This window comes from Kordia sp., assembly GCF_050633145.1.
GTDB lineage: Bacteria > Bacteroidota > Bacteroidia > Flavobacteriales > Flavobacteriaceae > Kordia.
In genome coordinates this window covers 1-12,529 of sequence record NZ_JBOEFY010000037.1, presented here as the reverse complement: position 1 = coordinate 12,529, position 12,529 = coordinate 1, and the positions used below count along the sequence as shown (strand labels likewise).

Annotated in this window: 12 protein-coding genes; 6 read left to right on the top strand and 6 right to left on the bottom strand. The window is 34.1% G+C overall.

Annotation, left to right across the window (positions count from 1 at the left end; genetic code table 11):
* Positions 1–259: 259 nt before the first annotated feature.
* The 3 genes from ACRBBL_RS17280 to ACRBBL_RS17270 all read right to left on the bottom strand — a co-directional run bounded on the left by ACRBBL_RS17280 (position 260) and on the right by ACRBBL_RS17270 (position 2,619).
* A complete protein-coding gene (locus ACRBBL_RS17280; protein WP_431370328.1) occupies positions 260–1,282 on the bottom strand; it encodes a transporter in 1,023 nt (340 codons plus the stop codon).
* A gap of 304 nt (positions 1,283–1,586) precedes the next feature.
* Entirely contained in the window at positions 1,587–1,961 is a 375-nt protein-coding gene (locus ACRBBL_RS17275) for a hypothetical protein (protein ID WP_431370327.1), read from the bottom strand.
* Between the two features lie 112 nt (positions 1,962–2,073).
* Complete coding sequence (locus tag ACRBBL_RS17270; protein WP_431370326.1) at positions 2,074–2,619, bottom strand: heavy-metal-associated domain-containing protein; 546 nt, start codon at positions 2,617–2,619, stop codon at positions 2,074–2,076.
* Positions 2,620–2,716: 97 nt separating this feature from the next.
* Here ACRBBL_RS17270 and ACRBBL_RS17265 point away from each other — a divergent pair, with 97 nt between their 5' ends.
* Positions 2,717–3,640: a DMT family transporter gene (locus tag ACRBBL_RS17265; protein WP_431370325.1), complete on the top strand. Its 924-nt coding sequence runs from the start codon at positions 2,717–2,719 to the stop codon at positions 3,638–3,640.
* A 62-nt stretch (positions 3,641–3,702) separates the two neighbouring features.
* Here ACRBBL_RS17265 and ACRBBL_RS17260 read toward each other — a convergent pair whose 3' ends face one another.
* Positions 3,703–5,793 carry a M16 family metallopeptidase gene (locus tag ACRBBL_RS17260; RefSeq protein WP_431370324.1) on the bottom strand — a complete coding sequence of 697 codons (2,091 nt, stop codon included), beginning with the start codon at positions 5,791–5,793 and terminating at the stop codon, positions 3,703–3,705.
* A gap of 11 nt (positions 5,794–5,804) precedes the next feature.
* Positions 5,805–7,145: a M16 family metallopeptidase gene (locus ACRBBL_RS17255; protein WP_431370323.1), complete on the bottom strand. Its 1,341-nt coding sequence runs from the start codon at positions 7,143–7,145 to the stop codon at positions 5,805–5,807.
* A gap of 167 nt (positions 7,146–7,312) precedes the next feature.
* On the opposite strand from ACRBBL_RS17255, the gene ACRBBL_RS17250 reads away from it, so the two are divergent.
* From ACRBBL_RS17250 to ACRBBL_RS17235, 4 genes are all read left to right on the top strand, one after another.
* Entirely contained in the window at positions 7,313–7,759 is a 447-nt protein-coding gene (locus tag ACRBBL_RS17250) for a DUF4199 family protein (protein WP_431370322.1), read from the top strand.
* 80 nt (positions 7,760–7,839) lie between these two features.
* Entirely contained in the window at positions 7,840–8,475 is a 636-nt protein-coding gene (gene rplU / locus ACRBBL_RS17245; protein WP_431370321.1) for a 50S ribosomal protein L21, read from the top strand.
* 42 nt (positions 8,476–8,517) lie between these two features.
* Positions 8,518–8,778, top strand: a complete 261-nt coding sequence (rpmA, locus tag ACRBBL_RS17240) for a 50S ribosomal protein L27 (protein ID WP_431370320.1) — start codon at positions 8,518–8,520, stop codon at positions 8,776–8,778.
* A 181-nt stretch (positions 8,779–8,959) separates the two neighbouring features.
* Positions 8,960–9,166 carry a hypothetical protein gene (locus ACRBBL_RS17235; RefSeq protein WP_431370319.1) on the top strand — a complete coding sequence of 69 codons (207 nt, stop codon included), beginning with the start codon at positions 8,960–8,962 and terminating at the stop codon, positions 9,164–9,166.
* An 82-nt stretch (positions 9,167–9,248) separates the two neighbouring features.
* Here ACRBBL_RS17235 and ACRBBL_RS17230 read toward each other — a convergent pair whose 3' ends face one another.
* The gene (locus ACRBBL_RS17230; protein ID WP_431370318.1) at positions 9,249–11,378 is read right to left on the bottom strand and encodes a M3 family metallopeptidase; all 2,130 of its coding nucleotides are present in this window, start codon (positions 11,376–11,378) and stop codon (positions 9,249–9,251) included.
* A gap of 203 nt (positions 11,379–11,581) precedes the next feature.
* Between ACRBBL_RS17230 and ACRBBL_RS17225 the strand changes: the two genes are divergently transcribed.
* Positions 11,582–12,496, top strand: a complete 915-nt coding sequence (locus tag ACRBBL_RS17225) for a tyrosine-type recombinase/integrase (RefSeq protein ID WP_431370317.1) — start codon at positions 11,582–11,584, stop codon at positions 12,494–12,496.
* The last annotated feature ends 33 nt before the right edge of the window (positions 12,497–12,529 follow it).

Below are 12,529 nucleotides of genomic sequence, written 5' to 3'. Positions count from 1 at the left end.
TGTTGTCATACCTTCTTACCATTATTAACCAAAAATATAGTATCATGAAAAAATCACGAATCAAAAACCTTGCTTTTACTAAAAAAACGATTACAGATTTTAATTCTTTGGAAACAAAGGGCGGTATAGATCCAAACCATTCATGCTTCTGTCCATCTCATTCAATTTGTCCTCCTGGGGTTTACTGTTATTAATCGTATAAATAAAAAGCCCTCAATCATAATCGATTGAGGACTTTTATCAAGAAGCTTAGAGAATACTATTTGAACGCATATTGCAATCCAAATGTTAAAGTTTCTTTGTTGCGCAATTGAATTCCGTTCATGTTTTGAAAAATTGGTAACGAGGCTTCAAATCCGAAACGTACATTTTTCAACGAACCTTTAAAGGCATATAAATTGAAGCCAAGTCCTGCATTTGCATAGGTCATTCCTGAGTTTTGTGTATCAGCTGTAATCACCATCATAGGATTCAACACAGAATTTGCACCTTCAATTCTGTCAATTGCACCAATTTCAACTCTTCCAGAAAAACTGATCCATTTTGTTGCTGTAAAAGCTGCCCAATTGTTCAAGCTGTAGCGATTTCCTAAACGATAGTCATTGTCGTTTTTTCCGAAGCGAAGCGTTGTTCTTGCTTGTGTTCCAAACGAAAATTTATTCCATTGTTTTAAATAGGTTACGGCTAATTCACCATCAAACGTTCCGCTACCAATTTGCATTGGATAAGGAAGAAGCACTTGGTTTGGCTCAGAAGCTGGTGTTGCATCTTGCTCATCAATGCTTCCTGTTGGCAATGAAACTCCAATTTGTGCGTGTAATTGCTGTCTGTCTTTGTTGAAGAACTTGTAAAGAGCTGCGACTTTAGTATCTCCCAAACCAGAAGCTTCCGTAGTAAACATTCCGCCCATGCGAGTTATATGATCCATTTCACTTGTTAGGTAATTTGCCATGACCATTAAAGTTACTTTGTCGCTTGGTGCGTACATTGCGCCCAACATGTGCATTTGCATTGGCATTTTTGTTGGTGTTACCATATAGTTTGATAAAGCGTCGGCAAAAGTTGTGTTTTCACTTCCGCGATTCAGGTCTTCCATATTCATGTACATATAGCGATAACTAAACATAATTTCTCCTTTTCCGTGTGTATGATCGCCCATTACTGAGATTGGCGCGTGTCCGTCTGGTCTGCTTCCAGTCCATTTTGTAGTTGTGTCTTGCGTTTCTTGTGCGTATGCGAATGTTGCTGCTATGAATATGATAGCAGATAGTATATTTTTCATCTGTGTATTGTTAGGTGTAAAAGTGTTGCACACAGTATTCTTTGTATTAAAATGTGCAACGAAATTGTTTTGATTTTAATTCATAATAGGTGCTTTCAGATCGTTTAGAAACCATCTAAAAAAGCAGAAAAAGTACTATGTAAACATTAATAATTTATACCAAGTTTCGTCAATCAAAGAAATGACTCACAGCTGTAAAGAAGTGTCTAAAATGCTAGAATACTAGCTGTGAAGTACTTCTCGATACAAAATCTCTATGAAATTTCACTCGAAGTGACGCTAAGGTTTAAAAAAAGTATTAATGTTATGAATTAAAGGTTGGTGGATGAAAAACCGAATTTAGATACGCAAATGCATAGTTATTGGTGTATCTAAAGTTTGCTTGTGTAATTATTTTTGTACTAGTTGAAGTTTGAAACGAAATGAAAGATACAAGTCCGATAGGATATTCTTCCATGACAATAGCAGGTAGATTTTTTTCCTTTTCTTCGGAAGCTTTTTTTAACTGTTCTGCCAAATAACATTTACCATTACATTCAAGCTCAGGTTTATCTTTATTAATACATAAAAATTCAGCAATATAATCTTGATTGATCAGATAGTTTGCTAAAGGCATTACAGGGCGTAACATGGCAGTTACGTAGAGTAAAATAAAGATATGTGCCCAAATAGTTTTCACGTGTAGAATAATACGTTGCAAAGGTAGTTTAGGAGTGAATCATATTCAAGTAAAAACACAAAAAAAGTCGCCAATTGTGACGACTTTTTGTAAGTGATATGTTTTGTGGTATTTACGCTTTTTTAACGCAGCATTCTTTTTTGCAATCTTCTGCACAGGCTACTTTTTTAGCATCTTTCTCTGTACAACATTTTTTCTTGCAATCGGCTTTACAAGCTTCTTTTGTTTCGCCTTTTTTAGTGCAGCATTCTTTTTTACAATCTGCTCCACATTTTTTAGAAAATGCTTCTACGTTTTTAATATCCGATACTTTATAATCGCCAGCAACTTTAGTTACGGTGTTTGTCAATGCATCTAAATTAACTTTCTCGTCGTTGTATTCAACCATTGCTAATTTCTGATCGAAATCTACCTTAGCAGATTTTACACCTTCCATGGCCGCTAATTTGCCTTCGATACGCTTTGCACAACTCATTGCACAACTCATTCCTTCAATTTTTAATTCGGCTTTGTTGTAGTTTGCAGCAAGATCTGATTTGCTAGTTTCTTTTTTTACAGTTTTCGTTTGTGTGTCAACTGATATTGTTTCGGGTGTAGTGTTGTTTTTACAACTTACAATAGCTAATGCCATTGCGCATACAAATACTATTTTTTTCATTCTTATTTTATTTAGTAACTATATTGAATGTCAATATAATTTTTGCTTATGAGTTCATTACAAAATTAAGGAAATATGAATGAAATATTAGAAATAATTGTCAGACTTTTGTGTGGTCTTAGGAAATACAACTATGGATAATGCAAAATTAAAGTGGATTTATCTTGCCTTACTGTCATTAATTTGGGGAAGTTCTTTTATTCTCATAGATAAAGCTGTAGAAGGATTGGGCTTTGTGCAAGTAGGTGCGTTGCGAATAACTGTTACAGCTATTTTTTTGTTTTCTGTTGGATTGAATAAAGTAAAACTCATTAAGCGTCCACAGTGGAAATGGATTTTTTGGACAGCGATGGCTGGATCATTATTTCCTGTGTTTTTATTTGCATTAGCACAAGAACAGTTAGATAGTGCTGTAACAAGTATGCTAAATTCGCTGGTGCCTTTACATACAATTGTTTTCGGAATATTATTTTTTGGAGTAGCAGTTTCTAAAAGACAAATTTTAGGTGTGTTGATCGGTTTGGTTGGTGCATTGGTACTGATTTTTGCGGGTGCAACTTTTCATGAGAGTCAAAATTATTGGTACAGCGCTTTTGTACTATTGGCAACTATTGGTTATGGTTTGAATGTGAATATGATTAAAAAGTATTTGAATGATGTAAACGCGTTGGCAATAGTGACAGGGAACTTTGTCATCATCATCATTCCAGCGATATTGATTTTGATATTTACAGGTTTTTTTAATCAAATCCTAGATAATGAAGCCATGCAAATTGCTTTGGGTTATGTAGTTATTTTATCTTTATTCGGAACCGCTATTGCGAAAGTTATTTATAGCAGATTGGTTCAAATTTCGAGTCCAGTTTTTGCTTCTTCAGTGACATATACAATGCCAATTATTGCAATATTTTGGGGCGTTTTTGCAGGTGAGAAATTTAGTATATATCAATTCTTAGGTGGATTTATTATTCTGCTAGGTGTGTATTTAGTGAATAAGAAAGCAAAGAAAACCGAAGATTAATTCTCATAAAAAAGCCGAAAGTGAATTACTTCCGGCTTCTTTAATATACTATTTGATTCTATCTATTGAAAATCAGCTTTTGTTAAAGGCGCATTTACCTTAACTGAAATTACAGAGAATTCTATTTTTTGTCCTCCAGCAGGAACAACCATTCCATGAGGAATTTTTATTCCATCTACTTCTGTGTAATCACTAAAGAAACGATCTTGAGGAACTTCTTGTCCTCCTTGTCCTTTTACCATGCTAGTTTCTTTGACTTTAAGTCCAGTTTTTACATCATAAAAGTTTGTTGTTTTTTCTCCAGTTGCTTTTTCAATAACAACAGCATATGCATCTTTTCCATCAACAGATTCAATTCCTTTTAAAGTAAGTTTGCTACTATCATAATATAATTCTGCAAACAATCCTTTTCTAGATTTCATATCAGCTAACATTTCAGCTGGCATGTCGGCTTTTTGACCTTGACCCGCCATGTATCCTGTTTCACCATCAAAAACTTGTTTGTTTACACTTCCCATTCCAGCAATGCTAACATCAACAGATAACATATTTGGATTTTTTTGCTTCATCACCATAGACATGTCCATTCCTTGGAAAGATGCGCCCATTTCTTGCACAAGCGTGCTTACAGTCATTAATTTATCTTTTCCACCAATAGCATTGATATAGTTGTCAATTACAGTTTGTGCAGTAACTCCAGCAGGAATTGGTTTTTTGAATACAGGCTTTTTTGTTGGTGCTCCGTATTGATCGTAAAACTTAACAGGAATCTTTTTTCCTCCAAAAGATAAATTTTCTAGTGCATCAATAACTTCACTTCCTTTTCCAGTTACTACAATACGTAGTTTGTCATTTAAGAAATATTTTTTAGCAGCTCTTAATACATCTTCTTTTGTAACTGCTTCGATTTTTTCTAAGTATGTTTCGTAGAAATCTTTAGGAAGATCTTGTGTAATAATGCTTAATGCATAGGTAGCAATTGTTGAAGGACGTTCAATTCCAGTTACAAATCTACCAACATATTTAGCTTTTACATTCTTTAATTCTTCATCAGAAACTAACTCTGTAGAAATACTTTTAATCTCTTTTAAGATTTCTACAACTGCGCTATCAGTTACAGCGTTACGTACACTTGCTGTAGCTCTAAAAGTAGAAATTGTTTTTTTATTGTTTCCAATACTAGAGTATGAACCATAAGTGAATTTTTTGTCTTCACGTAAGTTATTGAATAAACGTGCTTCTCCACCACCACCTAAGATGTTGTTAGCAATTAAAACAGGGAAGTAGTCGTCATCCTTCATTGTTAAATTTACTGTGTTCTGAACACTTAATTCAGATTGTACAGCATTCCCCATGTTGATGAAGTTTACTTCTGTAGCATTTGGGTTTGATGCAGTACTAAATGTATCAGCAACAATAGCTCCTTTTTCCCATTTCTTAAAAAGCTTCTTTACTAATTTTTTAGCGTCTCTAGCTTTTACGTCTCCGATAATAATTAAGTATGCATTATCTGGTTTGAAATATTTACCGTGAAAAGCTTTTACATCATCAAGTGTTACACTATTGATAGTTTCTTCAGTAACAAATTCTCCATAAGGGTGATCTATACCGTATGCTAATACAGACTGAACTCTTCCAGCGACAGCGCTCACATTTTTCTTGTCAGATTTTAAGCCTTCTAAAATTTTAGCTCTTTCAGCTTCTAAATCTTCTTTCGTGAAATTAGGATTCAAAGCAGCATCTGCCATTAATTCCATAATTCTTGGGAAATATTTTGAAAGTGAACGTGCAGAAGCACTCTGAGAACCAAAATTTAAAGAAGCTCCTAAGTAGTCAACTTCTTCGTTAAAATCATCTTTAGAGATTGAAGTAGAACCACTACCTAATAAAGAACCTACTAAGCTAGTAACTCCTGCTTTTTTTCCTTCAACAATTAATGGATTGTCAATAGTTAATGTTGCAGAAACACGAGGTAATTTGTTGTTTTCAACAATCATTACCGTTAATCCATTCTTTAAAGTAAAAGTAGTTGGCTTTCCAATATTAACTTTTGGCGCTGGACCTGGTTTTGGCTGTACAGATCTATCTATTTGAGCTTGCATTGTTAGCGATGCTAAAAACAATACAAGGAGTGAAAATATCTTTGTTTTCATCTGTTATCTTTTTATTTTTTTTCTTGTGTTTTTTCAGTAGGTAAATACTCTACTAACACACGTTGATTTGTTTTTAAATATTTGTTCGCTACTTCTCTTATTTCTTCTCTAGTGACAGATCTGTAAATGTCAATCTCCGTATTGATTAAATTCGTGTCGCCATACATTACATTGAATCTTGCCAAAGAGTTAGCAATACCTTCTACACTAGAATTTGAGTTTACGAAGTTATTTTCGAACTTATTCTGAAGTTTTTGATAATCTTTCTCAGAAATTAATTCTGTTTGAAGCTTCTTAATTTCATCATCAATTTCAGCTAATAAATCATCCAAAGTATTTTCTCCTATTGGTAGTGAAAATATACCATATGTACCGTAATCTTTTTGACTAAAGTTAAATGCTTGTACAGCCAAAGCCATTTTTTTATCTTCTACCAAACGCTTGTATAGTTTAGAACTTTTTCCACCACTTAAATATGTAGAAATCATGTCCAAAACACGAGCATCTTTTGTTGTAAATCCAGGTGTTCTGTATGCAGCTATAATTGCTGGAATTTGAATGTTTGGATCTTCATATTTTACTCTAGATTGTTCTGTGATAGCATCTTCTTTTGGAAAGTTTCTTACCACATCTTTTCCTCTTGGAATAGTACCAAAGTAATCTTTAATCATTTTTTTTGTCTCAGCAACATTAATGTCGCCAGCTACAACAAGTGTTGCATTGTTAGGAACGTAGAATTTTTTGAAGTACGCTTTAAATTCATCCAGAGTAGCAGCATCTAAATGCTCCATTTCTCCAATGTTTTTGTTTTTGTATGGATGCTTTTTGAAAATGTTTTCACTTATAACGAATAGTATTTGTCCATAAGGTTGATTGTCATAGCGTAGTCTTTTTTCTTCTTTTACAACCTCACTTTGCGTGTCTACACCAATTTGGTTGATTACAGGATGTAACATACGTTCTGATTCCATCCATAAACCTAATTGAAGATTGTTAGAAGGAAATACTTCGTAATAGTATGTTCTATCGTTAGAAGTGTTTGCATTGTTGCTTCCACCGTTTGAAGATACAATTTTAAACCACTGTCCGCGGTCAATATTTTTAGTTCCTTCAAATAAAAGATGCTCAAAAAAGTGAGCAAAACCAGTACGTTTAGGATTGTTGTTTCCTCCTAAATCTTTTCCTCCAACATCATACATTACTGCTGTTGTAACTACTGGAGCGGAGTTGTCTTGATGAAGAATTACGTGCAGACCGTTGTCTAAATCGTATTCTTCAAACTTAACTTCTTGTGCTTGGGCAATAAACCCTACAAGCAATAAAGAAGCTATTGAAAATAGTCTTTTTTTCATTGCATTAATCTTTTTTGACTTTTAGTTATTTTTGATGAGACGCAAGTTCTGTAAAATTGTTACATCATACAAGTAAACAGTCAAATTTATGATTATTTTAGTAAGTCACCATTTTTTCGTATCTTAAAGAATATCAGTTGATTACTAACCGAAAAACTTTAGGTATTATGGAAAAGAAAATAATAAAATATGGCGGTTTATTAGCTTTGGCACTTATTTCGTATTTCTTAATTGTACGAATGTTCGGACTGCATGAAAATCCTTGGTTGCGTTTGTTTAATGGTGTTATTGTTGCTTTTGGGATTTATAAAATTATTAAAAACGTAAAAAAGGAAAGCGGAGTTAACTTTAATTATTTTGAAGGATTTAAAGCAGGAATCTTTTCAGGATTTATTGCAACTATAGTTTTTGCCTTTTTTATGGCAATTTATATATTTCATATTGATGTAGCATTTGGCGAAAAAATAATGGAAATGAGTTTAGGCAGTGTTGCTACAGAACCAGGACTTTTATTGTTCGTTATTTTGATAGAAGGCTTTGCTTCTACAGTCGTTTTGAGCCTGTTATTTATGCAAAAATTTAAACCAAGTTGGAATATTAGCAATAAACTATAATAGAAGTGTTTGTAGATTAATTAATTAGATGTATATTTGCGTCCATTTTTGGATAAAATTAATTAATTAAACGATACGCTATGTATGCAATTGTAGAGATGGCAGGGCAGCAATTTAAAGTTGCAAAAGATCAAAAAGTATTTGTTCATCGTTTGGCAGTAGAAGAAGGAAAGAAAGTTACTTTCGACAATGTTCTTTTATTAGACGACAACGGACAAGTTACTATTGGCGCCCCAGCTATAAACGGAGCCGCAGTAGAGGCAAAAGTTTTAAAGCACCTTAAAGGTGATAAAGTGATTGTTTTCAAGAAAAAAAGACGTAAAGGTTACCGTGTTAAGAATGGTCACCGTCAGTCTTTAACAGAAATTGTTATTGAAAACATTGTAGCTTCTGGAGCTAAGAAAGCAGCACCAAAGAAAGAAGAAGCTAAACCAGCAGCAGCAAAGCCTGCAGCTAAGAAAGCAACAGCTAAAGCAGATGATTTAAAGAAAATTGAAGGAATTGGTCCTAAAATTGCATCAACTTTAGTAGAAGCTGGAATTTCAACATTCGCTGAATTAGCGAAAACTGAAGCAGCAAAAATTTCTGAAATCATCGCAACTGTTCGTGGAAAACACGTAACAGATACTTGGCCAGCACAAGCTCAATTAGCTGCTGATGGTAAGTGGGATGAGTTAAAGAAATGGCAAGATGAATTAGATGGTGGTAAAGCATAATTGCAATATCACTTAAGTATAACAATTTAAAACCTTACTAAGATGGCTCACAAAAAAGGAGTTGGTAGTTCGAAAAACGGTAGAGAATCAGAATCGAAACGATTAGGAGTTAAGATTTTTGGTGGACAAGCAGCAATTGCTGGTAATATCATCGTTAGACAAAGAGGTACTACTCACAATCCAGGAGAAAATGTATATATGGGAAAAGACCATACATTACATGCTAAAGTAGACGGTCTTGTGAAATTCACAAAGAAATCAAACAACAGATCTTACGTGTCAATCGAACCTTTCGAAGCATAATTCAAGATTCTGAAAAATTAAAAAAGCCTGAACATTACGTTCAGGCTTTTTTTTTATGGAAATATTTCACCGTAAAAAGATGTGAATGTGTCCTAGTGTATACAAACGTACAAGAAGCAATCATAAATACTGCAAGTTTTAATATTGTATCAATAATTTTATGATAAATAAATATATTATTATGAAAAAAAGAACATTTAAAAAGTTAGCATTAAAGCATCACATGATTAGTAATTTGCATTCTAATTCTTTAGTTGGAGGAGTTAGTTGTGAAGCGCCATGCCAAGGCGGAACAGGTTGTTGTAATACAGGAACTCGCAATGAGTATTGTAATAGTGATAGATCTCTTTGTGGAGGCGAAACTTGTAAAGGAGTATTTGACGGATAGGAAAAACTGATATGAAAAAATCTCTTAGAGTTTTATTTCTAAGAGATTTTTTATGTAATACTATATTGTAAAAAAAGAGGTATTATTTAAACCCTTTTTTCTTTAATAATGGTTCAATTTCTGGTTCAGAACCTCTGAATCCTTTGTATAAATCCATTCCCAATTGCGAACCGCCCATACTTAACATTTTGCGGTAACGTTTTGCCGTGGCTGGATCAAATAGGTTTCCAGTATCTTTAAACGCTTGAAAAGCATCTGCATCTAATACTTCTGACCATAAGTAACTGTAGTATCCAGAAGAATATCCAACAGGATTTGAAAATATATGTCCGAAGTATGTACTTCTATATCGTGGAATAATTTCGTCGATTAAGCCTAATTTCTTCATCGCCGCAGCTTCAAAAGCATTTACGTCGGTAGGAATGTCTTCTGTTTTGGAATGCCAAGCCATATCTAAATACGCTGCTGCCATATATTCAACGGTAGCAAAACCACCATTGAAAGAGTTGGCATCTTTCATCTTTTTAATCATTACATCAGGAATAACTTCGCCTGTTTTGTAATGTTTCGCAAACATGCGTAATACTTGTGGTTCGCTCATCCAATTTTCCATTACTTGCGATGGGAATTCTACAAAATCTCTCGGTACATTCGTTCCCGATAAAGATTCATATTTTACATTCGAGAACAATCCGTGAAGCGCATGTCCAAATTCGTGGAACAAGGTTTCTGCTTCTGTAAAGGATAGTAACGAAGGCGAATCTCCAGAAGGAGCCGGATAGTTAAAGTTGTTTGTTACAATAGGAGTAACCATTCCGTCCACATTCATCTGACTACGTAAAGCATTCATCCATGCACCGCCGCGTTTACTTGGACGTGCAAAGAAGTCCATATATATAATACCTAAGTGTTTTCCATCTGCTTCCAACACTTCAAATACTTGTTGATCTTTATGCCATTTCGGAATGTCGCTTCGTTCCTTAAATGTCAAACCAAATAATTCTTTCGCTAATGCAAAAACTCCATCTCTAACAGCATTTACTTCAAAGTACGGACGCGTTTCTTCTTCGTCAAAATTGTAACGTTCTTTACGAACTTTTTCTACATAATGTCTCCAATCGCTTCCTGCAAAAGTTCCAGAAACACCTTCACTTTTCATCTTTTTAGCCAACGCTTCACGTTCCGATTTAGCCATCGCTAATGCAGAAGGCCACAATTTATCCATAAAACCGTATACAGCTTCTGGCGTTTCTGCCATGTTATCAGAAAGAATGTACGCTGCATGCGATTCATACCCTAGTAGTTTTGCTTTTTCTAGACGCAACGTTGCCATTTCACTTAAAATAGCTTTGTTATCATTGTCATTGTCGTTGTTGGCACGCATTGCATAACCATCAAATAACTTTTTACGTGCTTCTCTGCTTGGAGACGATTGTAAAAACGGATTGATGCTTGGACGTTGCAATGTAAACGAATATCCATCTTTATGCTTTCTGTTTTTCGCTTCTTCAACAGCTAAAGAAGTTAAACTCGCAGGAAGATTTCCGAGTTCTTTTTTGTCTTTTGTATGATATTCGAAAGCGTTGGTTTCATCGAGCAAATTTTCGCTAAAATCACCGCTTAGTTTTGCCAATCGTTTGTTGATTTCGCGTAAGCGATCCTGTGCTTTTCCTTGCAAACTAATTCCTGCACGAACAAAACGTTTGTGTGTTTCTTCTAATAAACGCGCTTCTTCTGGTGATAGATTTAGCTTGTCTTTTTGATCGTATACAGCTTTTACACGATCATATAATTTAGCATTTAAGTTGACAAAATCACCATGAGCAGCCATTGCAGGTGTAATTTCTTTCGCGGCAGCTTTCAAAGTATCATCTGTATTTGCTCCGTTTACGGCATAAAAAATACGTTGCAATCTGCTCAAATATTTCCCGCTGAATTCAAGTGCCTCAATCGTATTTTGAAAGGTTGGTGTTTCCGTACTTTCGCTAATCGCTGTAATTTCATCTTGATTTTCTTTCAGTGCAATTTTAAAAGCAGGTAAGTAATCGCTACTTTTTATTTTATCGAAAGGCGGCACACCATGTGGAGTATTCCATTCGGTTAACAAAGGATTTTTTGTCATTTTAGGTTCTGGTTTTTTTTCGGGTGTAGTATCTTTGCAAGAAGCAAATAATAAAATACTACTCATAATGGCTATTGAGGTGCGTTTCATTTGTTTTTTATTTTGATTAGATGATCAGATAGGATTCACATGACTGCGATTTCATCTGTATATATAATTTGACTAACAAGATACAGTTTTTTTAAATTTCATGAATGATTTTAACGTTTTGAAAGCCTAGTGTTAATCCGAAAAATGTGTGATCTTTAGCTTTTTAAACATTGTATAATTCCCCTAGAACCTAACACATATATATGAAAAAAGAGATTTCTTTTTTTCTGTTTCATTGTAAGATAGAAAAAAAACTAAGTCCAAAAACCTTAAAAGCTTATGAAGCCGATTTACGGCAGTTTGACGAGTTTGTTAAGAAAGAAGATATTGCTAAAATTACCAAAGAGGATTTGAAGTTGTATTTGCAAATGTTGTCAAAGTATGCATCACGTACTATGAAACGGAAAGTTGCTACGTTGAAGACATTTTTTTCCTTTTTAGAATTTGAAGAATCTATTGAGAACAATCCGTTTCATAAAGTTCGTATCAAAATCAAATTAGAACGACTGTTGCCCAAAGTTTTATCCATTACTGAAATCAATGCTATTTTGGCGTATGCATATTTGGAAAAAGAGCGTATTTCTATTAAAAAATCGTATCAATATAAAGAAGCGATTCGGAATATTGCAGTGTTGGAATTATTGTTAGCTACAGGGATCAGAGTATCTGAATTGTGTAGTTTGAAGATGGTGAATATTGGTAAAGATTTTGAGACAATTCGAATTCTCGGTAAAGGAAATAAAGAACGGAATATTCCGATTACCAATAAGGCTACGAAAGAAGCTTTGCAAAACAATTATTTGTCTTTTCAGGAGTTGATAGATACTTCTTCGTGTTTTTTTATCAACCGATTTGGAAATCCGTTGTCTACGCAGTCTGTTCGTTTATTGGTTAAAAAACATGCGTTAAAAGCAGACATTCAACGAACTATTACGCCACATGTATTCCGACATTCGTTTGCTACTTTATTGCTTGAAGAAGATGTAGACATTCGATACATTCAACATTTTTTGGGACACAGTTCCATTAATGTTACTCAAATGTATGCACATGTCAATGAAAAGAAAAAAACGGAGTTATTGATGGTTAAAAATCCACGAAATTTTGTGCGTTTTTGAGTGTGATTGGTTATTTGAATACAGGATAACTAA

Bases quoted from the DNA above. Each gene is read 5' to 3' on its own strand.
- ACRBBL_RS17280 (WP_431370328.1), bottom strand. From the start codon at position 1,282: ATGAAAAATATACTATCTGCTATCATATTCATAGCAGCAACATTCGCA.
- ACRBBL_RS17225 (WP_431370317.1), top strand. From the start codon at position 11,582: ATGAAAAAAGAGATTTCTTTTTTTCTGTTTCATTGTAAGATAGAAAAA.
- rplU (WP_431370321.1), top strand. From the start codon at position 7,840: ATGTATGCAATTGTAGAGATGGCAGGGCAGCAATTTAAAGTTGCAAAA.
- ACRBBL_RS17235 (WP_431370319.1), top strand. From the start codon at position 8,960: ATGAAAAAAAGAACATTTAAAAAGTTAGCATTAAAGCATCACATGATT.
- ACRBBL_RS17255 (WP_431370323.1), bottom strand. From the start codon at position 7,145: ATGAAAAAAAGACTATTTTCAATAGCTTCTTTATTGCTTGTAGGGTTT.
- ACRBBL_RS17260 (WP_431370324.1), bottom strand. From the start codon at position 5,793: ATGAAAACAAAGATATTTTCACTCCTTGTATTGTTTTTAGCATCGCTA.
- ACRBBL_RS17270 (WP_431370326.1), bottom strand. From the start codon at position 2,619: ATGAAAAAAATAGTATTTGTATGCGCAATGGCATTAGCTATTGTAAGT.
- ACRBBL_RS17250 (WP_431370322.1), top strand. From the start codon at position 7,313: ATGGAAAAGAAAATAATAAAATATGGCGGTTTATTAGCTTTGGCACTT.
- ACRBBL_RS17230 (WP_431370318.1), bottom strand. From the start codon at position 11,378: ATGAAACGCACCTCAATAGCCATTATGAGTAGTATTTTATTATTTGCT.
- rpmA (WP_431370320.1), top strand. From the start codon at position 8,518: ATGGCTCACAAAAAAGGAGTTGGTAGTTCGAAAAACGGTAGAGAATCA.